Source organism: Pseudomonas sp. E1MeOHC2, from assembly GCF_058745025.1.
The window spans coordinates 5,008,884-5,031,210 of sequence record NZ_CP196675.1; the positions used below are offsets into that span (position 1 = coordinate 5,008,884).

The following is a 22,327-nucleotide window of genomic DNA, read 5'->3' on the forward strand; positions in this document are numbered from 1 at the left end:
ACGCACCCAGCTTGATTGATGCGCAAACCCGCCTCGCCCTAAGGTGGCCCCACGACAGCGAACCCGTGGAGTCACCATGACAACAACGAAGAATCCACCGCCGCAATGGTCGCGCCGGCGCGCCGAGAAACAGCGCCGCCTTGACCGGGTCCGGCACCTCGCCGACGGCGTGGTGCTGCCCACCGCGCGTATCGTCGAGGCCCTGGAGCTGTTGCTCGCCCCCGGAGACCGGGTGGTGCTTGAAGGCAACAACCAGAAGCAGGCCGATTTTCTCTCGCGCTCACTCGCCAAGGTCGACCCCACGCGGCTGCACGACCTGCACATGATCATGCCCAGCGTCAGCCGTGCCGAGCATCTGGACCTGTTCGAACGCGGCATCGCGCGCAGGCTCGATTTCTCTTTCGCCGGGCCACAGAGCCTGCGTATCGGGCAGTTGCTGGAAGACGGCCTGCTCGAAGTCGGCGCCATCCACACCTACATCGAGCTGTACTCGCGGCTGCTGGTCGACCTCATCCCCAACGTGACGCTGGTCGCAGGCTTCATGGCCGACCGGGATGGCAACCTCTTTACCGGCCCCAGCACCGAAGACACCCCGGCCCTGGTGGAACCCGCCGCGTTCAGCGATGGCATCGTCATCGCCCAGGTCAACCAGTTGGTGGATCGGGTCGATGACCTGCCGCGCGTCGATATCCCCGCGTCCTGGGTCGATTTCGTGGTGGTCGCCGATCAGCCGTTCTACATCGAGCCGTTGTTCACCCGCGACCCGCGCCACATCAAGCCGGTGCATGTGCTGATGGCGATGATGGCAATCCGCGGTATCTATGAAAAACATCAGGTGCAGTCGCTTAACCACGGCATCGGGTTCAATACGGCGGCCATCGAGCTGATTTTGCCGACCTATGGCCAGTCCCTGGGCCTGAAAGGCAAGATCTGCCGTAACTGGACACTTAACCCTCACCCCACCCTGATTCCCGCCATCGAGACGGGCTGGGTCGAAAGCGTGCATTGCTTTGGTACCGAACTGGGCATGGAGGACTACATTGCCCAGCGCCCGGACGTGTTCTTCACCGGCCGCGATGGCTCGTTGCGTTCCAACCGCATGATGTGCCAGCTGGCCGGGCAGTACGCCGTCGACCTGTTCATCGGTGCCACCTTGCAGGTGGATGGCGATGGCCATTCCTCGACCGTGACCCGCGGCCGCCTGGCGGGCTTCGGCGGTGCGCCGAACATGGGTCACGACCCCCGTGGCCGCCGCCATGCAACACCGGCGTGGCTCGACATGACCGTGCCCGAAACGATGCTCGAGCGCGGCCGCAAGCTGGTGGTGCAGATGGTCGAAACCTATCAGGAAGGCGGCAAGCCCACCTTCGTCGAAACCCTCGATGCGGTCGAAGTGGCCAAAAAAGCGGGCATGCCGCTGGCACCGGTGATGATTTACGGCGACGACGTCACCCACTTGCTCACCGAGGAGGGCATCGCCTACCTGTACAAAGCCAGGTCCCTCGAAGAGCGTCAGCAGATGATCGCGGCCGTGGCCGGTGTCACCGCGATTGGCCTGCGGCATGACCCCAAAGACACCCAGCGCCTGCGCCAGCAGGGCCTGGTGGCATTGCCCGAAGACCTGGGTATCCGCCGCACCGATGCCAGCCGTGAACTGCTGGCCGCGCGCAGTATCGCCGACCTGGTCGAATGGTCCGGCGGCCTGTACAACCCGCCCGCACGGTTCAGGAGCTGGTAATGAAAGCACTCGACTTGCAATCTCATGGGCTTCTTCGCGAGCAAGCTCGCTCCCACAGGTACATTGCAGGCCTTGAAGTCAGTGGGGCCTCTGTGGGAGCGGGCTTGCCCGCGAAGAGGGCTGCACAGACAACCGAGATCCCTCTGGCCGATCACCTGGCGGATTTGGCAGTAGAAGCCCTCATCGACGAAGCCGACCTGTCGCCCAAACCGGGCCTGGTAGACCGTCGCAGCAACGGCGCCCACACGGACATGACGCTGGCATTGATGCATGCATCGGCGCTGGCCCTGTGGCCGTGCCTGCGGCAAATGGCCGAAACGGCCGAGGCCATCGGCGAAGTCGGCCAGCCCTTGCGCACCGCACTAGGGCGCATTGGCCGCGAAGGCGAGGCCGCGATGCTGGCGACCACGGGAGGGGTAAACACCCACCGAGGCGCAATCTGGGCCTTGGGCCTGCTGGTGGCAGCCCGCGCCCTGGATGGCCAGGTACACCCCTGCGCCCTGGCTGCTCGCGCCGGGCGCATCGCGCTGATCGACGACCCGGGTGCTCCCCTTGGCGACAGCCATGGTGCCCAGATCAAGCGCCGTTATGGCAGCGGCGGTGCCCGCGAGCAGGCGCAGCTGGGCTTCCCCGCCGTCATCGCGCACGGCCTGCCACAGCTGCAGCGCAGTCGTGCCCTCGGTGCCAGCGAAACCCACGCGCGGCTCGACGCCTTGCTGGCGATCATGGCGGCGCTGGCTGATACCTGCGTCCTTTGGCGCGCAGGGCCTCAAGGGCTGGCCAGCGTCCAGCAGGGCGCCCGTGGCGTACTGGATGCCGGCGGCAGCGCCACGCTGGACGGGCGCCGGCAACTGCGCCTGTTGGACCAGCAATTGCTGCAACTCAATGCCTCTCCGGGTGGCGCCGCCGACCTGTTGGCGGCCTGCCTGTTCCTCGACAATGCCGGGAGCCTGTGACATGGAAACCCTGACCTTTCAATTCCCCGCCGCCGCGCCGGGCCGTGGCCGCACCGTGGTCGGCTGCGTCAGCTCCGGCGACCTTGAAGTGCTGATCGAGCCTGGCATCGCCGGTAGCCTGCAGATTCAGGTCGTGACCTCGGTCAACGGCAGTGGCGCTCGCTGGGCACAGCTGTTCCAGCGCTTGTTCGAAGGCCGCCAATGGCCGGCTGTGAACATCGACATCCACGATTTTGGCGCCACCCCCGGCGTCGTGCGCTTGCGGCTGGAGCAAGGCTTCGAGGAGATCGCCCCATGACTGACATCGAACGCTTGCTGCAAAGCCGCAGCTTTGTCGAACTGGGCGCGCGCCAGCGAGCACGCGCCGTGCTCGACCCAGGCAGCTTCCGCGAACTGCTGGGCCCGTTCGACCGGCTCATGTCACCTTGGCTCCCGCGCCAGGGCATCGTGCCCCAGGCCGATGATGGCGTGGTCATCGCCAAAGGCCGTCTCAATGGCCGCACTACGGTAGTCGCCGCCATCGAAGGTGGGTTCCAGGGCGGCAGCCTGGGCGAGGTGGGTGGGGCCAAGATCGCCGGGGCGCTGGAGCTGGCCATCGAAGACAACCGTAACGGCATCCCCACCTGCGCCGTGTTGCTGCTGGAAACTGGGGGCGTACGCCTGCAGGAAGCCAACCTGGGCCTGGCAGCGATTGCCGAGATCCAGGCCGCGATCGTCGAGTTGCGTAGCTACCAGCCGGTGATTGGCCTGATCGCCGGCTCAGTCGGCTGCTTCGGTGGCATGTCCATCGCGGCCGGGCTGTGCAGCCACTTGCTGGCCACCCGCGAGGCGCGGCTGGGCCTCAACGGCCCGCAGGTGATCGAGCAAGAAGCCGGCATCGCCGAATACGACGCCAAGGACCGGCCCTTCATCTGGAGCCTGACCGGCGGCGAGCAGCGCCATGCCAGTGGGCTGGTGGACGGCTACGTGGCCGATGAGGTGGATGCGATACGCCAGCAGCTTGTGCAACTGCTCGACACCCCCGGCGCAGACCGAGCCCGGCGCCACGCCTGGTTCCTCGAACGGCTATCGCGCCTGGGCGATGACTGCCCGCAACTGGATGCCGCCGCCGTGCGCACCCTCTATCAAGGAGAAGCCAAATGAACCGTGCCATGAACTGGTTGCCGGGCCTGGCCGGCGGGCAAGCGTTGCCGGGCTACCCCGCCTCGCTGCAGGTGATCGATGGCGAACTGGGCAACCGGCTGGCACGCTTCATCGCCGTGGTGCCGGATGCGCACAACCCGTTCCCCCGGGCGCGCGCGGGCGAAGTTGGGCTGCTGGAGGGCTGGGGGCTGGCCAAGGCGGTGAGCGAGGCAGTCGAGGCGGACCGCCACGGCGAAAAGCGAGCCATCGTCGCCGTCATCGATGTGCCGAGCCAGGCCTATGGCCGCCGCGAAGAAGTGCTGGGGATTCACCAGGCCCTTGCTGGCGCGGTGCAGGCGTATGCCGAGGCGCGCCTGGCCGGGCACCCGGTGATTGGTCTGCTGGTCGGCAAGGCGATGTCCGGCGCGTTCCTCGCGCACGGTTATCAGGCCCAGCGCCTGATCGCATTGGACGACGCCGGGGTGATGGTGCATGCCATGGGCAAGGCCGCCGCTGCGCGCATTACCCTGCGCAGCGTCGAAGCGCTGGAGGCCCTGGCCGCCGAAGTGCCGCCGATGGCTTACGACCTCGACAGCTACGCCTCGCTGGGTTTGCTATGGCGACGCCTCGGCGTAGACAACGCGCAGACACCGAGTGCGGCCGACCTGGCCAAGGTGCGTGCCTGCCTGGCCGAAGCGGTGCGCGACATCGGCAATTCGACCGACCTGGCATCGCGGCTGGCGGGTGAAAACCGGCGTGCCTCCCGCGAGGTGCGCGAACACCTGCGCCGTCAGTGGCAGGGGGCCTGAGATGAGCCTGCCACGCGCCCACGACCTGCTCTGGGGCATGCCCCTGACTGCACTGCCTGGCGGTGCCCCGCACTGGGCGTTGCAGGGGGTGGCAAGCGGTCAACCTGTGGTGGTGCGCCGCGCAGCCTGCGCTGACGGCTGGGTGGCGGTGGGCGTGCGCGGTCTGCGCCGGGACCAGCGGCTGGGCACGCAGATGCGCCTGGCCGATATCCAGCGCCTGCAAAGCCCCGAGGCCTTGCGTTGGCAAGCCGCGAGCCCGTGGCCTGCGCTACAGGCCTTGGTCGCGGTGGCCCCGCTTTTGGAAACCACCGGGCTGGCCTGGGGGCCTACGGGCGGGGTGGGGTATCAACTGGCCACGGGCATTGGCGTGCTGCACCTGGCCAGTGACCTGGACCTGGTCGTGCGCACGCCGCACCCCCTGGCACGCGCCAAGGCCCGAGAACTGCTGGACGTTCTGAACTGCGCGCCGTGCCGTATCGACGTGCAACTGGAAACACCGGCAGGCGCTGTCGCCCTGCGCGAGTGGGCAGGCAGTGCTCGGCGCGTACTGCTCAAGTCACCCCTCGGCGCGCGCCTGGTGGCCGACCCCTGGGCTGCCCTGGAGTGCACGGCATGAGCAGCCTGTTCGCGTTCCCCGGCCAGGGCGCCCAGCAGGTGGGCATGTTGCATCGCTTGCCTGAAGGGGCTGCCCAATGGCTGGAAGAAGCCAGTGACACCTTGGGGCAGAACGCTCTGGGCCTGGACAGCCAGCAGGCGTTGCAAGGCACCCGTGCGGTGCAGCTTTGCCTGCTGCTGACCGGGGTGGCCTGGGCCCGCTGGTTGATGCAGCACAGCCCCGCCCCGGACTACGTGGCAGGCCTGTCTATTGGCGCCTATCCCGCTGCGGTCACGGCCGGGGCCTTGGCGTTCGCCGATGCGGTGCGCCTGGTCGCGCTGAGGGGCGAGTTGATGCAGGGCGCCTATCCGCAGGGGTACGGCATGACCGCCCTGAGCGGCCTGGACCTGGCCAGTGTCGAGCGCTTGCTGCGTGATGCTGGCGGCGAGGTGTACGTTGCCAATCTCAACAGTGAAAACCAGATCGTCATTGCCGGCAGCGAGGCGGCCATGGCAGCGGTGGTACGCCGTGCACGCAGCCTGGGCCAAGGGGTTGCACGGCGCCTGGCGGTCAGCGTGCCGTCCCATTGCCCGCTGCTCGCAGGCCCGGCTGCGGAACTTGCCGAGGCCTTTGCGGCGGTCGAGCTGCGACGGCCATCGATTACCTACCTGAGTGGCAGCAGTGCTCGGCCGATTTTCGACCCGCAGCGCTTGCGCGATGATCTGGCCGGCAACATGGCACGGGTGGTGGACTGGCGCGCGACGTTGCGCACCGCCTATGAACGCGGGGTACGCCTGCACCTGGAAGTGCCGCCGGGCAGCGTGCTGAGCGGCCTGGCGCGCCCGGTATTCGCCGACGGCAGGGTGCTGGCCATCGAGTCCACCCGGCTGGACAGTATCGACGCACTGTTGCGTCAGGAGGTGGCCTGCAACCGCTGAAGACGCTGTGCAACGCGAAGGACAACAACAAGCAACTTCGACAACACCTGAGGACAACAACAATGATTATTTACGGTGTGGCTCTGCTGGCGGTGTGCACGCTTGCCGGCGTTATCGTCGGCGACTTCCTGGGCGTGCTGTTGGGCGTCAAATCCAATGTGGGCGGGGTCGGCATCGCCATGATCCTGCTGATCTGTGCGCGGCTGTACATGCACCGCCATGGCGGCATGAGCAAGGAGTGCGAGTTCGGTGTCGGCTTCTGGGGCGCCATGTACATTCCAGTGGTGGTGGCCATGGCCGCCCAGCAGAACGTAGTCACCGCATTGCACGGTGGGCCCGTAGCCGTGTTGGCGGCGGTGGGCGCGGTACTGGTGTGCGGTGCGACCATCGCGCTGATCAGCCGCAGCCACCGCGGTGAACCGTTGCCCGCACTTGAACCTGCCCCCGAAACTCACGAGCAGGTTGCCCCTGCTGGAGGTCGTTGAACATGTGGCCAATCATTGAAAATGCCCTGGAACACAACGGCCTGATCACGGCGTTTGCGGTGGTGGGGGCGATCATGTGGTTGTCGGTACTGTTGTCGAAATACCTGACCTTTGGCCGGGTGCACGGCTCGGCGATCGCCATTGTCATCGGCCTGGTGTTGGCCTGGGTCGGTGGCACCGTCACCGGTGGGCAAAAAGGCCTGGCAGACATGGCGCTGTTCTCTGGCATCGGCCTGATGGGTGGGGCGATGCTGCGTGATTTCGCCATCGTCGCCACCGCATTCGAGGTGCAAGCCACCGAGGCGCGCAAGGCCGGCATGATTGGCGCCGTGGCGTTGCTGCTGGGCACGGTGCTGCCGTTTATTGTCGGCGTGGTGGTGGCCTATGCGTTCGGCTATCGCGATGCCGTGAGCATGACCACCATTGGCGCGGGCGCGGTGACCTACATCGTCGGGCCGGTGACTGGAGCGGCTTTGGGCGCGAGCTCCGAGGTGATGGCATTGTCGATTGCCACCGGGTTGATCAAGGCGATCCTGGTCATGGTGTTCACACCTGTGTCGGCGCGCCTGCTGGCCTTGGACAATCCGCGTTCGGCCATGGTGTTCGGTGGCCTGGCAGGAACGGTATCGGGGGTGACCGCAGGGTTGGCGGCAACGGACCGGCGGCTGGTGCCGTATGGCGCGTTGACGGCGACGTTCCATACCGGCTTGGGGTGCTTGATGGGGCCTTCGATACTGTATTTCTGCGTGCGCGGGTTGGTGGGTTGATCCACCGGGTGATGGGCTGCCTGGCAGCCCCGTCCCCCGAATCGGGGAATGCCGTTGGGGAATCCTCCCCAATCTGTTTCGGTTGACCCTGTAACTCACCGAAAAATATAACAATTCTCATCTGGCATGTACCTTGCTCAGCCTCCTCGCAGAGTTCCTGTGTCCCGGAGGTGCAGCATGTCGACCCCGCTCAAAGGCCCCGTCCTGTCATCACTCGTACTGGCCCTGCTCGGCTGGGTAGCGACCAGCGAGGCAGCTGTGCAGTGCCAACGCACCTTGGTCGCCAATGTGGTGGCACTGGACCAGCCACTGATGTTCAACCGCCTCGGCGCGCAAAACGCCAATGGCATGATGTTCGCCCTGCGCGAGGATGTGGTGGACGAGCACCAGGTTCCGCTCGGTAAAGGCGGGGCTGCCGTGCCAGGCAAAGTCACCCTGCGCCCGGACAAACGCCCACGGCCCATCGTGTTGCGTGTGGCCGCAGGCGACTGCCTGACCGTCAACCTGACCAACCTGCTGGCCTACCAGGCCAACCCCAACAAGCACGGTATCGACCACGAAGAGAACGAGGCCGAAGGTGAGGAGGGGGAAGGGCCGGAAACCGAGTTCGAGAACCAAGGCGGCGAGCACTTCGTCGCTGATGAGCAAGTCAACGACCGCCACGTAGGCTTCCAGGTCAACGGCATGCAAGCGGTCAACAGCATTGGCGATATCGCCGCCAACACCGGCCGCAACGGCAACTTCCTGGTGTCACCGGGCAACACCCGCAGCTACACCCTGTATGCCGAACGCGAAGGGGCGTTCGCCGCCACCAGCCAAGGTGCGACCTTCGGCGGCCAGGGCGGCGCCGGCAACGTTGCCAATGGCTTGTTCGGCCAGGTGGTGGTGGTGCCCAAAGGTGGGCGTACCTACCGCAATACCCTGACTGAAGAAGAAATGCGCCTGGCCACCACCGGTCGTACCACCACGGGCCAACCGGTAATCGATTACCAGGCTCGCTATCCGCAGGCCGAGCCGTGGATCACCGAAGGCAAGGCCGGTAAACCGATCATCGCCATGGTCGATGGCAACGAGATCCTCAACAGCGAAACCGATGCCATCGTCATGGGCCCCAACCCGGACGGTAGCTTCCCCCGTTCGACCTACCCGCTGGAGAGCGTCAGCAAACGCAACCCGGCGTTGCCCAACCGGCTGGACGCGTTCCGTGATTTCGCCTCGCAGTTCGCCGACGAAGTGGCCGCGACTCAGGCTTTCCCCGGCTACTGGGCCGACCCGATCATGGGCCATGTGCTGGAGCCGACCCGCGACTCGTTCATGATCAACTACGGTTCGGGTGGCATGGGCGCGGAAGTCGTGGCCAACCGCCTGGGCGTGGGCCCGATGCACGACTGCCTGTCGTGTGCCTACGAGGAGTTCTTCCTCAGTGCCCACACCGTGGGCGATATCGGCACACTGGTGGACGTGCCGGCCAACGTCGGCCTGGAGAACATCCGCCCAGGCGAGACCCCGCCGGCCAATGCCGTGGGCGTCAAGGCCAGCATGGCCCTGTACCCGTCGGAACCGGCCAACGTCCACCACAGCTACATTGGGGACTTCACCAAGTTCCGCAACACCCACAACGGTCATGAACAGCACATCTTCCACTTGCATGGCCACCAGTGGCTGTTCAACCCCAACGACGACAACTCCGACTACGTGGACGCCCAGGGCATCGGCCCGGGCATCGGTTATACCTACGAGATCGCCAACGGCGGCTCCGGCAACCGTAACCGCGTCGCCGGCGATGCCATCTACCACTGCCACTTCTACCCGCACTTTGCCCAAGGCATGTGGGCCATGTGGCGGGTGCACGATGTGTTCGAGGAAGGCACCCGGCTGGAGGTCAGTGGCCAGGACGCAAACGGCTTCCACAGCACGCCGTTTGCCCTTCGCAGCGGCAAACCGGCAATTGGCGCGCGGGCTTTGCCTGACGGTGAAATCGTTGCCGGTACGCCAATCCCCGCAATCGTCCCGCTGCCTGGCAAAGCCATGGCACCCATGCCGGGCAAGGTCGTCGTGGTGCCTAAGCTGGCAGAGCAATTGGTGGCTGCGAATGATCAGGGCGATGACGACGAGGAGGGCGATGATGACAATGGCCATGCCAACGCGGGGCCCAAGGCAGTCGGCTCCCTGGCGCTGGTCGACCGTAGCGAGACCAACCGTAACGCCGACGGCACCTTGAAAAACCCGGGTTATCCGTTCTGGATCGGTGGCATGGAAAGCAGCGTAGGCCAGCGACCACCGACCCCGCCGCTGGACATGCTCGACCCTGCGCTTGCTCAACAACTGAAGAACAGCGGCAATGCCCTGTGGGCGAACCTGGACCCCAACCAGGTCGATGGCTGGGATGGCGGCCTCGGCCGGCATGCGCTGGACGGAGTCTCGGCAGGTGGTGAAGCACAGACCACCACCACCAAGCTGGATTTCTCCAAGGTGGTGCATAAGGCCAAGCCGATCTACCTGCCAGAAGAGGGCACCGAAGTCGAGCAGGCGGCCATGAAATTCCACGCCAAGGCCGAGCACCCCAGCTATGCGCTGATGCCGGGCAGCCAGCCCGTGGCGCGTAACTTCCGCACCAACGGCGCCCTGCCGACTGCCGGTGCGCCGTTCTTCGAACCGTGCATGGACGACCGTGGCAAGCGCCTTACCCAGTCCTCGGGTGTCGGCGAGTACGCCAGCGGCGAGAGCCTGACGGGCATGAACTTCCGTGGCGCCTCAACCTTCACCGCAGACCGCCCGCGTATCTACAAGGGCGCCAATATCCAGTTCGACGCGGTCTACAACAAGGTCGGCTACCACTTCCCGCAGGCGCGCATCATCGCCCTCTGGGAAGACGCCTGGCCGGTAATCACCAAGCAGCGGCCGCCAGAGCCGCTGGTGATGCGCATGAACACCTTCGACTGCACCATGTACCAGCACACCAACCTGATCCCGTCGATTTATGAGATGGACGACTACCAGGTGCGCACCCCGACCGACGTGATCGGCCAGCATATCCACCTGCCCAAGTGGGACCTCACCGCAGCCGACGGTTCGGCCAATGGCTGGAACTACGAGGACGGCATTCTCTCGCCCGGCAGTGTGGTCGAACGTGTGCATGCCATTCGCGCCTACAACGGTTGCACCGAAGGCGATAGCCGCGACGGTACCGCCGCCTGCCCGAAAGCCAAGCAGCATCCTTTCTTCGGACGCTTCGGCCGGGCCGACTGGCTCGGTGCGCGGACGGCCATGCAGCGTTGGTTTGCCGACCCGGTGGTCAACGTGCATAACGTAGACCGCGGGCTGGGCACCATCTTTACCCACGACCATCTCGGCCCATCGACTCACCAGCAGTTGGGCCTGTACGCCACCGTGCTGGCCGAGCCTGCCGGCTCCACCTGGTACCACGCCGAAACCGGCGAGCAACTGTACAACCCGTCTGCCCGCCAGGACGGCGGGCCGACCTCGTGGCAGGCGGTAATCAAGACCGGCGACCACGACGGCGATGGCAAGAACGATAGCTACCGTGAGTTCTTCCTTGAGTACAGCGACTTCCAGCATGCCTATGAAGCCGGTGTGTACGTTGGCGCGGGGCCGGACGGTATTCCCAATGGCCAGTCGTATCCGGCCACTGCCGACAGCTTCCGCTACGCCATCAACCCACCGGTACGGCAAAAAGCCTCGTCGCTGCTCGAATCGGTGGTCGAGTCTCGCGGCGGGCTGAGCCCAGGATGCCCGAGCCGGCCGTGCCCACAGGCCATTTCGGTGGATGACCCGGGCATGTTCGTCGTCAACTACCGCAACGAACCGCTGGCCCTGCGGGTGTTCGACCCCAACAAGGTGGCCCCGGACGGCAAGCGTGGCATGCAGGCCGACGGCCTTGGCGGCGACCTGAGCTATGCCTTGCAGAGCCGCACCGACCGCGCCATCCCGGCGATGAACATGGCGCCTTCGGCGATCACCTCGGCGGTAGGCCCGACCGGTGGCACCACGGTATTCCCACCGCACATCAACACTGCTGGCAGTGAGCCCGGTGACCCGTTCACACCGATGCTGCGCACCTACTCGGGCGACAACGTGCGGCTGCGCATGCACGCCGGTGGCCATGAAGAGGAGCACAACGTCACCTTGCACGGGGTCAAGTGGCTGCAGAATGGCTCGGGCTTCGGCAGCAGCTCCAACTCGGGGTGGAAAGCCTCGCAGATGATCGGTATCTCCGAGCAACTGGGCTTCATGGCGCCGGTGTCGATGATCTCCAGCTCCGCCGCCACCAACGGCGACTACCTGTACTCGCTGGACGCGGCACTGGAAGGTTACTGGAATGGCATCTGGGGCATCATGCGCAACTACACCACCTTGCGCCCTGACCTGTTCCCGCTGTCGAACAACCCGCAGCCAGTGGCCATGCGCAATACCGTGAACTTCGACGGTATCTGCCCGAAAACCACCACCAACGCCAATGGCATTGGCACCCGGGCGACGGTCAAACGCAGCTACGAAGTCGTCGCCGCATTGGCCAACGATATCCTCGAGAACCGCCACGGGGTCAGCATCGCCGACCCGGCGGGTGCCGGCCAGCATGTCGGTGGCCCGCTCAAGACCGCTGGCGGCACGCTGGTGTTCAACAGCCGCAAGACCAGCATCCCGCAGATCACGGTGATTGATGAGGAGGACGGCACCACCTTCACCGTCGGTGGCCACAGCGCACCGCTGCATGACCCGACTGCCGTGCTGTATGTGCGCAAGGCCGATCTGGATGCAACCACCGGCAAGCTCAAACCCGGCGTACCGGTAGAGCCCCTGGTGCTGCGCGCCAATGCCGGCGACTGCATCAGCATCACCCTGGAAAACCGCTTGCCGTTAGTGATGCCTGACCTGCCGAGCACCGCAGTAATGCAGAACGTGGTCAAGCGTGACCGCAACGGCAGTGAAGGCTCCACGGCCTTCAACAACAACCTGATGCGGCCTTCCAGCCATGTCGGCCTGCATGCCCAGTTGCTGGCCTACGACATCACCAAGTCCGATGGTGCCAACGTCGGCCTCAACCCGGTGCAAACCGTGCCACCGCGTGCCGGCACCAGCGGCGCCTACCCGTCCAAGGTGTACCAGTACTACGCCGGCCACCTGGAGCGTGAAGGCAAGCCGGTGCTGCAACTGGGCCGCACGGTGGACAACATCAACACCACGGCGATCGAGTTCGGCGGCCTGAACCTGACCCCGTCGGACTTCATCAAACAACCGCAAAAAGGCCTGGTGGGTGCCATGAGCATCCTGCCGCAGACCGCCACCTTCACCGAAGACACCGCCAGTCGTGCCCAGGCCACGGTGAAAGTCACCGGCCAACCGGACTACCGCGACTTCGTCACGGTGTGGCAGCGCTCGATGAACATGCGCTGGGCTGATGGTCGCCCTGTGGAAGGTATCGCCACGGAAGGCAACGGCGTGCCGGGCGACCCTAAAGACAACGGCAACATGGCCATGAACTACAAGACCGAACCGTTGTGGCTGCGCTTTGGCATGGCGCCGGACGCACCCTTCGGCCATGCCGACGGCAATGGCTTCGCCGATGTGCCAAACGCCCACATGGCCTACAGCAACGCCCTGGTCGGTGGCGATCCACAAACGCCCGTGCTCTGGGCCAAGCCTGGCCAGCCAGCACGCAGCCATGTGCTGATGCCAAGCGGTGGCAGCCGCGGTATCACCTACCAGCTGGACGGGCACCTGTGGCCGCTGCATGCCTACCAGGCGGAGAAGAACGACGCCAATGGCTACCCGATGAACCTGCCTGGCATCGGCTCGGTGCGCTTCGGCTACAACCCGATGTCGATCTACATCGGTGCCCAGGAAAGCGTACTGCCGGCGGCGCACTTCAGCTTCATGCTGCCCAGCGCAGGGGGAGCCAACGCGGTGCCTGGGGACTACCTGTTCCGCGACTATGCCGCCTACGGCAACCTCTCGGGGCTGTGGGGGATCTTGCGGGTGACCAACGAAGCGCTGCCAGCAACGGCTGCCGAACAATAACGATAAAGGAGCGCGAGCATGAACAAGAAGACTCGCCCTGCTTACATGGGGGTAATGCTGGGGGTAGCGCTGATCGGCCTGGGCGTGGCGTACGAAAAGCTCTGGTGCGATCCCCGCGAGCTGTTGCAGGAGTCTGCCGACCCGCAGGCCCTGCATCGGCTGAGCCGGGACGGCGTGACCGTGGAGTTCGAGGCCCGGCCGCTGGCCGGGGGCGAGCTGCGTGAAGGCGCCTTCGCCAGCATCCGCTTCAAGGTCAGCGACCAGACCAGCGGCCAGCCGCTGTCGGGCATGGCGCCGGGCGCCTGGATCGACCCGGCGCAGTCAGCGCCGGTCGGCGACCGCGACCAAAGCTGCAAGGCCCGTGTCGCGCTGTTTCTCAAAAGCAGTATTGGCGCCCGGCCGTTGCTCGACCTCAACAGCTACTTCCTGTTGATGCTGAACAAGGATGCCAGCCTGACGGTCATCGACCCGACGGTGTCGGTGGGTGGCGTCACCAGCACCATGGCCCGCATCGAATTGCCGGGTCGGCCCATGGATTGGGCGGCCACCGGTGACGACAAACAGGTGTTCGTGTCGATCCCCGAGCGCGGCAAGGTGGCGGTGATTGATACCGAAACCTTCACCCGCGTGGCGGACCTGGAGGCTGGCGAGCAACCGACACGGGTGGCGCTGCAACCGGACCAGCATCGGCTTTGGGTCGGTAACAACAGCAGCGACCCGGCCAAGGGTGGGGTCACAGTGATCGACGTGCCCGGGCGCACTACGCTCAAGTCCTTCGCCACAGGCTCCGGGCACCACGAGATCGCCTTCAGCAGTGACTCGCATTATGCCTACGTCAGCAACCGCGACAGCGGCACCTTGAGCATCATCGACATCCCCGAAATGCGCCTGGCCAAGACCCTGAAGGTGGGCCCGCACCCGCTGTCGGTGAGCTACTCGGCGCTGTCCCAGGCGGTTTACGTGGTCGATGGCGAAGAGGGCACGGTGCGGGTGTTCGATGCCCGCAGCCATCAAATGCGCCACACCGTCACGGCCGAGCAGGGCCTGGGCCCGATGCGCTTCAGCAGTGATGGCCGCTACGGCATTGTGCTCAACACCCTGGAGAACCAGGCCCTGGTGATCGACGCCAGTACCGACAAGCTCATCCACCGCATCCCGGTGGCGGCCGAACCGTATCAGCTGACCTTCACCAAGGGCTATGCCTACGTTCGTGGGCTGGCATCGCCCAAGGTCAGCATGATCAACCTGGGCAGCCTTGGCGAAGGGCGCGCGCCGATCGTCCAGGGCTTTGATGCAGGCCCCGCCGCGCCACGCCAGGCCGGCGACCTGCCACTGGCCCAGGGGTTGTCGGTGTCGCGTGACGACAACTCGGTGTTCGTGGTCAACCCGGTGGACAACACCACCTACTTCTATGCCGAGGGCATGAACGCGCCGATGTCTGGCTACAACAACCGCGGCCATCAGGCCCGGGCCGCCATCGTCGTCGACCGCAGCCTGCGCGAGGTGGCCCCAGGGGTGTACGGCTCGACGGTGAAAATGCCGGCGGCCGGCAAATTCGACGTGGCCTTCCTGCTCAACCAGCCGCAGATCATTCACTGCTTCAGCACCGATGTGGCCGAGGCGCCGAATGCCCGCAAGCACAAGGGCGCGCATGCCGAGTTCCTCGGCCTTGAGCAGCCGATGCCGCAGCACAGCGCCTTCACCGCACGGGTGCGCATCGTCGGCGACGACGGTGAGCCGCGCCTGGGCCTGAACGACCTGAGCCTGCGCTATTTCCTGGCGCCGTCGTCGATGCCGCGCAACCTGCGCCTGGAAGAGGTGGGCGAGGGCGTCTATCAGGCGGCCTTGACCCTGCCAGAAGCCGGCGCCTGGTACCTGCATGTGCAGTCGCCGTCGCTAGGGCGCAAGTTTGCCGAAGAAAACTACACCAGCCTGCGCGTCCTGCCGGCTGCGGTCTCCACGGCCGCGCAAGGGGACGCTTCCCAGCTGCAAATCAGGAGTGTGCGATGAACGCCAAGCATGCTTTTACACGCCTAGGCCTGAGCCTGGCGCTGCCCCTGTTGTTGTCCAGCAACCTGGCCCTGGCCCACGCTGGGCATGACCACAGCGGCCATACCGAGCAACCGCCTGCAGCGCGACAGGAGAAGGCCAGCGTGCGCTTTGCCGATGTCTCGCTGCTGGACCAGGACGGCATGCCGGTGCGCCTGGAGCGGGATCTGGTCGGTGATCACCTGGTGGTGATGGGCTTCATCTACACCAGCTGCACCACGGTGTGCCCGGTGGTGTCGTCGATCATGGGCAAGGTCCAGCAACAGTTGGGCGGCCGTGTGGGCGAGGAAATCCACCTGGTATCGATCAGCGTCGACCCCCAGCGCGATGACGCCAAGCGCCTGCAGAACTACGCCAAGTCCTTCCAGAAAGGGCCGGGCTGGAGCTGGCTAACCGGTACGCCGTACGCCATCACCGAAACCCTCAAAGGCCTGGGCAGCTTCAGCGCCGACCTGAGTCAGCACCCGCCGCTGATCCTGGTCGGTGACGGCCGCAGCGGGCACTGGACCCGCTACTACGGCTTCACCGACCCGGCGGTACTGGTCGAGGAAATCAACCGCCTCAGCGCCCGCCGGGTGCATGCCAAGAGCACGGCCATTGCCGAGCATAGCGCCGAACACATTGCCGACGACAGCGAGGTGCAACCATGAGCCATCTGACCTCTCGCCGCGTCGGCATGCGCACGTTCGACTGGCTGGTACTGGGCGGCTGCCTGTGGATTCTTGCCTCGGTGGCCTTCGCCCATGAAGGCCATGCGCAGCAAGCACCCCAGCCACAGCCTGCGCCCCAGACCATGACCAGTGGCGGCGGCACCCGCGATGCCCAGACCTGGTTCACCGACACCGTGCTCAAGGACCAGAACGGCCGCGAGCTGCGCTTTTACAGCGACGTGCTTAAGGACAAGGTGGTGATGCTCAACGTGATCTTCACCCACTGCACTGACGCCTGCCCGCTGATCACCCGCAAGCTGCGGGAGGTGCGCGAAGCCATGGGGCCGGAGCTGGCCGGGCGGGTGACCTTCGTCTCGATCAGCAGCGACCCGCAGAACGACACCCCGGCGGCGCTCAAGGCCTTTGCCGAGAAGCAGGGCGTAGATGGCCCCAACTGGTTGTTCCTGACCGGCGACAAGGCCAGTGTCGATCTGGTACTGGGCCGTATCGGCCAGTTCCTGCCCAGCCCCGAGCAGCATTCCACGCAACTGATTGCCGGTGACGTGGCGGGCAAGCGCTGGAGCAAGATCCGCCCGGATGCGCCACCGGTGGCGATCGCGCAGCGCATGCAACTGCTGACCCAACCTCTGGCAGGGCGGTGAACATCATGAACCTTGCGCGCGCCAAAGCCCTTGTAGGCGCGGCCTTGCGTCGCGCCTACAAAAGCCTGGTGTGCGTGCTAGGTGTCAGCCTATGTAGCACTGCCTTCGCCCTCGACCTCACCGAGCACGAACAAGCGGGAAAACGCCTGTACCGCGAAGGCCTGTCGAGCAGTGACGCGCAGTTACTGGCGCGGGTGGGGGCCAGCGACATGAGCGTGCCGGCCAGCGTGTTGCCCTGTGCCAGCTGCCACGGCAGCGACGGCCGCGGCCGTGCCGAAGGCGGGGTGCGCCCACCGAGCCTTGACTGGCAACGCCTGGCGCTGGGCCAGGGCGAGCGACAGGCCAACGGCCGCAGTTACCCCGGTTACACCGACGCCAGCCTGGCCAGGGCGATCCAGCAGGGGGTGGACCCTGCCGGTAATCACCTCGACGCAGCCATGCCGCGTTTCGAGCTGACCTTGGCCGACCAGCGCAACCTCACGGCCTACCTCAAACGCTTGGCCGAGGACCGCGACCCAGGCGTGGAGGAGGGTGTGCTGCGGCTGGGGACGTTGCTCCCCGCAAGCGGGCCGCTGGCCGAAGCAGGCCATGTGGTGCGGGCGGTGCTCGAAGACGGCCTGGCGCAACTCAATCAGCAAGGCGGTGTGCATGGGCGGCGCCTGGAACTGGTGGTGCTCGACCCCGGCAGCGACCCGCAAAGCGCCGAGCAGGCCCTGCATCAGCTGTTGGACCAGGAGCAGGTGTTCAGCCTGATCTCGCCACTGGCGCCGATGCTCGACCAACGACTGGCGGCGGTGCTGGCGCAACAGAACGTGCCGCTGATCGGCAGTACCCCGCGCAGTGGCGGCAGTGCCCAGATCTTCGACCCCCTGCCGGGCTTACCCGCGCAGCTACTGAGCCTTGCCGGCCATGCCCGTACAGCCTTGGGCCTGGCTCCAGAGGGCCTGCGCGTAATCTATGCCGGTGACGAGCAAGCGCCGCTGGCCGAGCAGGTGCGCGAACGCCTAGTGCAGCAAGGCTGGACCCCAGGCCCACTGCTGGCTTTCGATGGCCAGGCCGTGGATGGCCAGGGCATCGTCTTTCTTGGCCGCGCCCAAGCCTTTGCCGAGCTGGCTGCGACGCTCCAGGCGGCAGGCCGTCAGCCTTATCTGTTCGCGGCGTCCAGCCAGGTTGTCGGGGCGGTGGCGAGCTTGCCTGAGCAGTGGTCGCAGCGGGTTTTCCTCGCCTATCCATTCGTGCCCGAAGACTGGACCGAACAGGGCCTGGCGACCCTGGCTGGCCTGCAGCAACGCCGGGGCCTCGACCCGCGTCAGGCGTCCTTGCAGGTCAATACCCTGTGCGCTTTGCGCCTGCTCACCGAAGCGTTGAAGCAGATTGGCCGGGATGCCAGCCGCGAGCAGTTGATCAGCGCCCTGGAAGGCCTGCACGATGTCAGTACCGGTCTGACCCCGGCCTTGGGTTTCGGCCCCGGTCGCCGGCAGGGCATGGCCGGTGCCCACGTGGTTGCGGTGGCCTTGCCTGGGCCGCGTTTTACTTCGGTCACCCCGTACCGGCCTGTGCCGGACACTCCTTGAGCGGAGGTCGCCATGCGTATCCTGTTGCTGTGCCTGTTGCTGATGGTCGCCAAGGCGAGCTGGGCCGATGTGCCGGTCGCGCGGGTGAACGGTGTAGAGATCAATGCCACGCGCTTGGAGCGCTACTTCACCGAATACCTTGAAGCCCAGGGGCGAGCGGTGGCCAGCATCCGCAACCCGACCCTGTACAAGCGCCTGCGCGACCAGGCCTTGGACGATCTGATCGATAAGGAGCTGCTCTGGCAGGAGGCCCAGCGTCAGGGCATCGCCATCACTGATGAACAAGTATCAGGCCATCTCGGCGAAGTGGAAGCGGCGTTTGGCAGCCCGACGGTGTTCGAGCGGCGGCTGGCGGAGGCGGGCTTTGATAGGGCAGAGTACGCTGAATACACCCGTCGCGAGATGGCGGCCCAGCAGGTGTATGCCCAGCTCAGCGCGGTCGACGCGCCCAGCCAGGCACACGTGGAGGCCTTCTATGAGGCCAATCGGCAAACACTGCAAGGAGCGCAGAACCAAAGTGATAACACTTCTGTCATACGGGAACAGGGCCTGGTATTGGCCAGGGCCACGCTCACGGGGCAATTGCAGGCGCAGGCCCGGCAAGCCGTGCGCCAACGTTTGCGCGAATCCGCTAAAGTGGAAATCGCCGACTGAGGCCCCTGATGGTGCTTCCCCAAAGCTGGGGAATAACGGCTTGGCAAAGTGCCATCAAGTTCCCCGGATATGGGGAACCGGGCGAGCCTGCCTGCTCGCAGCGCGCCGGGTGCTCTCGGGCACCCTTGCAAGATCAACGACTTACAGTGGTGCATCATGACTATTCACGCCTGGCACGAAGCCTGCTCAAGCCTTATCGAGGCCGCACTTCGCAGACCGGGAAACCGGGCAGTATTTGGGAGTCGACCTTGGTGAACAGAGTATTGGTAGTCGATGACGAACAGACTCTTGCGCAGAACCTGCAAGCGTATCTGCAGGCGCAAGGCCTGGAAGTTCATGTTGCCCACGACGGTGCCAGTGGTATCGAGCAGGCTGAGTGCCTGGCACCGAAAGTGATTGTGCTGGATTACCGCTTGCCCGATATGGAGGGTTTTCAGGTCCTGGAGACCGTGCGCAAGAACAGGCAGTGCCACTTCGTGCTGATCACCGCCCACCCGACCGTCGAGGTCCGTGAGCGAGCTGCCGAAATTGGCGTGACCCATGTCCTGTTCAAGCCGTTCCCGTTGGCGGAACTGGCCCGCGCGATCTTCGACCTGATGGGCATCGAGCGCCGGCGCAGGGCCACGGACAACCCGGCAGAAGGGTTCGTCGAACGACGCCAGAACAGGAACCAATCGTTCCCCCTGCAGTTGTACGATGGTAGCTGGGTACTGGCCGACCGCCGCCGTAATGGCGCCAAGCCCCCAGGTCCCGACGACGAACAACTGCTCACAGGGGAATAGCGGCGCCCGCTGCCCTGGCTGAGCCAGCCTGCGACGCGCCCCCTGAGCGGAGTCGCAGGCCATGCCCGAAGTACTCGAGATTGTCGGTTTTTCACGCGAGCTGCTGGCCCAGGCCCGTCTGCAAGCCGATGACGAACGCCTGCTCAATTGCCTGGAACGCCTGGCCAACGACACCCCCGACACCTTCACCCGCCGCCTGGGCATCACCCTGCATTACCCGGTGCTGCACAGCCAGGCCCTGCTGGCCAGCACCCCGCGCTTCGACAAGGTCAGCCTGGCCCAATGCCTGAAACGCGAGTTCGTGCTGATCGAGCAGAGCGGTGAGCTGCTGGGTGTGTTCGCCGACCCCTTCGACGCTGCCCGCCTGGCCTGGATTGACGATGTGCTGCAAGGCGCGCCGCTGTACCTGGCCCACGCCGCGGAGCTTGCGACGTTTCTGGCCCGCCATGAAGAAAGCTTCCATGCAGTCGATGCCCTTGGCCATGACAGCGAAGCCAGCAGCGAAAGCGACCCACTGCAACGCCTGTCACTGACCAGCATCAGTGAAGATCAGAGCCGGGTGGTCAAACTGGTCAACTCGACCCTCTACGACGCCCTCAAGCTGCATGCCAGCGATATCCACCTGGGCATGACCGGCCAGGGCCTGACCATCAAGTACCGTATCGACGGCGTGCTTAATGGCGCGGGCAAGGCCAGCGGCAGCGCCTTCGCCGACCAGGTGATCTCGCGCATCAAAGTCATGGCCGAGCTCGACATCGGTGAGAAGCGCGTGCCCCAGGACGGCCGTTTCAAGGTTGCCGTGGGCGAGCGGCAGATCGACTTCCGTGTCTCGATCATGCCCAGCATCTTTGGCGAGGACGCGGTGCTGCGGGTGCTCGACAAACAGGACCTGTCCGACAAGGTCAGTGGTGTGCAGTTGCAGGCACTGGGGTTTGCCGACGAGACCCTGCGCGCCCTGCGCCGACTGGCCGCCGAACCCTACGGCATGATCCTGGTCACCGGCCCCACCGGCAGCGGCAAGACCACCACCCTGTACGCCATGATCAGCGAGATCAACCATGGCGTGGACAAGATCATCACCATTGAAGACCCGGTCGAGTATCAACTGCCAGGGGTGTTGCAGATCCCAGTCAACGAAAAGAAAGGCCTGACCTTCGCCCGCGGCCTGCGCTCGATCCTGCGCCATGACCCGGACAAGATCCTGGTTGGCGAAATCCGCGACCCGGACACCGCACAGATCGCCGTGCAGTCGGCCCTGACCGGGCACCTGGTGTTCACCACCATCCACGCCAACAACGTCTTCGATGTGATCGGCCGCTTCAGCCAGATGCAGGTCGACCCCTACAGCTTCGTCTCGGCGCTCAACGCCATCCTCGCCCAGCGCCTGATTCGCCTGGCCTGCCCGCATTGCGCCACGGCGTGCGAGGTTGACGATGAAACCCTGCAGGCCTCGGGCCTGACCCGCGCCGCCGTGGTCGGCTGGACGTTCGTTCGCGCCCAGGGCTGCGGCCAGTGCCGTGGCAGTGGCTATCGCGGGCGCAGTGCCATTGCCGAGCTGCTGCACCTGGACGACGACCTGCGGCAGATGATCGTCGAACGCCGCCCCCTGTCGCAGATCAAGACACTCGCCTGCCAGCGCGGCCTGCGCTTGCTGCGGGCCTCGGCCCTGGACCTGGTCCGTGACGGCCGCACCACCCTTGAGGAGATCAACCGTGTCACATTCATTGCGTGATCGTGGTGCTCATAAATACTGTGCCGTGCTCGGCGCCGAGGGTGTAGGCCTGGGTTGCTGGCATGGCAATCAACACCAGTGGCTGGGCAGCCGCGAGTTCAGCTGCGACGCTGCCCAACCGGCCTGGGAGGCCGCCGTCGAGGCGCTGGCCGCACTGCTGACCGAGCACGCCGTGCGCGGTGCCCAGTTGCGGGTGCTGCTGTCAGCCCGCTACAGCCGCTTCTGTCTGGTGCCCTGGAGCGACGCCATTGGCCATCCACGCGAGCTGGAGGCCTATGCGCGGGCCTGCTTCGAGAACCTCTATGGGCAGTCGTTGGGCGACTGGCGCATCGTCCTCTCCCCGGAGCCGGCAGGCGCCGCACGCATTGCCACGGCGTTGCCCGAGGCGTTGCTGCAGCGGTTGCAGGCACTTGGCCGGGAAAGCCGCCTGAACCTGCGTTCGGTGCAGCCGTACCTGATGGCCGCCTACAACCGTTGCTCGTCGCAACTGGCACCGGGCGACTTCCTCTTCGTGCTCGCCGAGCCGCGCCGCAGCGTGCTGCTGCTGGCCGCCGGCGGTGCCTGGCAACAGGTGCTGGCGCAAGGCTGTGCCGACAGCGACCAGGCCCTGCAGGCGTTGATCGAACGCACCTGCGAGTTGTACGGCGAGCATATGCCGCAGGTCTACCTGCATGCGCCTGGCCGGGGCGACGTGCCGCAACTGGCGGCGGTGCAGCTGTGCCAACCGGCCAGCGAAGCCGACCCGCTGTGCGCCATGTGGCGGGCGGTGGCCTGA

The 22,327-nt window shown here is 65.6% G+C and carries 18 protein-coding genes; all 18 read left to right on the forward strand.

Annotated elements, in window-relative coordinates:
• Positions 1–76: 76 nt before the first annotated feature.
• The 18 genes from mdcA (at position 77) to ACSSU5_RS22790 (ending at position 22,327) form a co-directional block, all read left to right on the forward strand.
• Complete coding sequence (gene mdcA / locus ACSSU5_RS22705) at positions 77–1,738, forward strand: malonate decarboxylase subunit alpha (RefSeq protein ID WP_264313497.1); 1,662 nt, start codon at positions 77–79, stop codon at positions 1,736–1,738.
• Positions 1,738–2,694 carry a triphosphoribosyl-dephospho-CoA synthase gene (locus tag ACSSU5_RS22710; protein ID WP_492559865.1) on the forward strand — a complete coding sequence of 319 codons (957 nt, stop codon included), beginning with the start codon at positions 1,738–1,740 and terminating at the stop codon, positions 2,692–2,694. Before mdcA ends, ACSSU5_RS22710 begins: the two co-directional genes overlap by 1 nt.
• Before the next feature lies 1 nt (position 2,695).
• A complete protein-coding gene (locus ACSSU5_RS22715; protein WP_264313495.1) occupies positions 2,696–2,992 on the forward strand; it encodes a malonate decarboxylase subunit delta in 297 nt (98 codons plus the stop codon).
• On the forward strand, positions 2,989–3,837 hold the full coding sequence (locus ACSSU5_RS22720; protein WP_264313494.1) for a biotin-independent malonate decarboxylase subunit beta: 849 nt from the start codon (positions 2,989–2,991) through the stop codon (positions 3,835–3,837). Before ACSSU5_RS22715 ends, ACSSU5_RS22720 begins: the two co-directional genes overlap by 4 nt.
• Positions 3,834–4,625 (forward strand): biotin-independent malonate decarboxylase subunit gamma, encoded by a 792-nt coding sequence (gene mdcE / locus ACSSU5_RS22725; protein ID WP_492559866.1) that lies wholly within the window; start codon positions 3,834–3,836, stop codon positions 4,623–4,625. The genes ACSSU5_RS22720 and mdcE overlap by 4 nt, the downstream gene beginning before the upstream one ends.
• Position 4,626: 1 nt before the next feature.
• Positions 4,627–5,241 carry a malonate decarboxylase holo-ACP synthase gene (locus tag ACSSU5_RS22730; protein ID WP_492559867.1) on the forward strand — a complete coding sequence of 205 codons (615 nt, stop codon included), beginning with the start codon at positions 4,627–4,629 and terminating at the stop codon, positions 5,239–5,241.
• Positions 5,238–6,158, forward strand: coding sequence for a malonate decarboxylase subunit epsilon (gene mdcH, locus ACSSU5_RS22735; RefSeq protein ID WP_492559868.1), 921 nt, complete (start codon positions 5,238–5,240; stop codon positions 6,156–6,158). The genes ACSSU5_RS22730 and mdcH overlap by 4 nt, the downstream gene beginning before the upstream one ends.
• Before the next feature lie 62 nt (positions 6,159–6,220).
• On the forward strand, positions 6,221–6,643 hold the full coding sequence (gene madL, locus ACSSU5_RS22740; protein WP_264313490.1) for a malonate transporter subunit MadL: 423 nt from the start codon (positions 6,221–6,223) through the stop codon (positions 6,641–6,643).
• Positions 6,644–6,645: 2 nt separating this feature from the next.
• Positions 6,646–7,410: a malonate transporter subunit MadM gene (madM, locus tag ACSSU5_RS22745; protein ID WP_492559869.1), complete on the forward strand. Its 765-nt coding sequence runs from the start codon at positions 6,646–6,648 to the stop codon at positions 7,408–7,410.
• Positions 7,411–7,587: 177 nt separating this feature from the next.
• Entirely contained in the window at positions 7,588–13,449 is a 5,862-nt protein-coding gene (gene mnxG / locus ACSSU5_RS22750; protein ID WP_492559870.1) for a manganese-oxidizing multicopper oxidase MnxG, read from the forward strand.
• 18 nt (positions 13,450–13,467) lie between these two features.
• Positions 13,468–15,459, forward strand: coding sequence for a cytochrome D1 domain-containing protein (locus tag ACSSU5_RS22755; RefSeq protein WP_492559871.1), 1,992 nt, complete (start codon positions 13,468–13,470; stop codon positions 15,457–15,459).
• Positions 15,456–16,148, forward strand: coding sequence for an SCO family protein (locus tag ACSSU5_RS22760; protein ID WP_492559872.1), 693 nt, complete (start codon positions 15,456–15,458; stop codon positions 16,146–16,148). Before ACSSU5_RS22755 ends, ACSSU5_RS22760 begins: the two co-directional genes overlap by 4 nt.
• Positions 16,145–16,810, forward strand: coding sequence for an SCO family protein (locus tag ACSSU5_RS22765; RefSeq protein ID WP_264313485.1), 666 nt, complete (start codon positions 16,145–16,147; stop codon positions 16,808–16,810). Before ACSSU5_RS22760 ends, ACSSU5_RS22765 begins: the two co-directional genes overlap by 4 nt.
• Positions 16,811–16,815: 5 nt before the next feature.
• Complete coding sequence (locus ACSSU5_RS22770) at positions 16,816–18,384, forward strand: cytochrome c/ABC transporter substrate-binding protein (protein WP_492559873.1); 1,569 nt, start codon at positions 16,816–16,818, stop codon at positions 18,382–18,384.
• Between the two features lie 12 nt (positions 18,385–18,396).
• Positions 18,397–19,038 carry a SurA N-terminal domain-containing protein gene (locus tag ACSSU5_RS22775; protein ID WP_492559874.1) on the forward strand — a complete coding sequence of 214 codons (642 nt, stop codon included), beginning with the start codon at positions 18,397–18,399 and terminating at the stop codon, positions 19,036–19,038.
• A 248-nt stretch (positions 19,039–19,286) separates the two neighbouring features.
• Positions 19,287–19,820 carry a response regulator gene (locus ACSSU5_RS22780; RefSeq protein ID WP_264313930.1) on the forward strand — a complete coding sequence of 178 codons (534 nt, stop codon included), beginning with the start codon at positions 19,287–19,289 and terminating at the stop codon, positions 19,818–19,820.
• A 61-nt stretch (positions 19,821–19,881) separates the two neighbouring features.
• On the forward strand, positions 19,882–21,552 hold the full coding sequence (locus tag ACSSU5_RS22785; RefSeq protein ID WP_492559875.1) for a GspE/PulE family protein: 1,671 nt from the start codon (positions 19,882–19,884) through the stop codon (positions 21,550–21,552).
• On the forward strand, positions 21,533–22,327 hold the full coding sequence (locus ACSSU5_RS22790) for a hypothetical protein (RefSeq protein ID WP_492559876.1): 795 nt from the start codon (positions 21,533–21,535) through the stop codon (positions 22,325–22,327). Before ACSSU5_RS22785 ends, ACSSU5_RS22790 begins: the two co-directional genes overlap by 20 nt.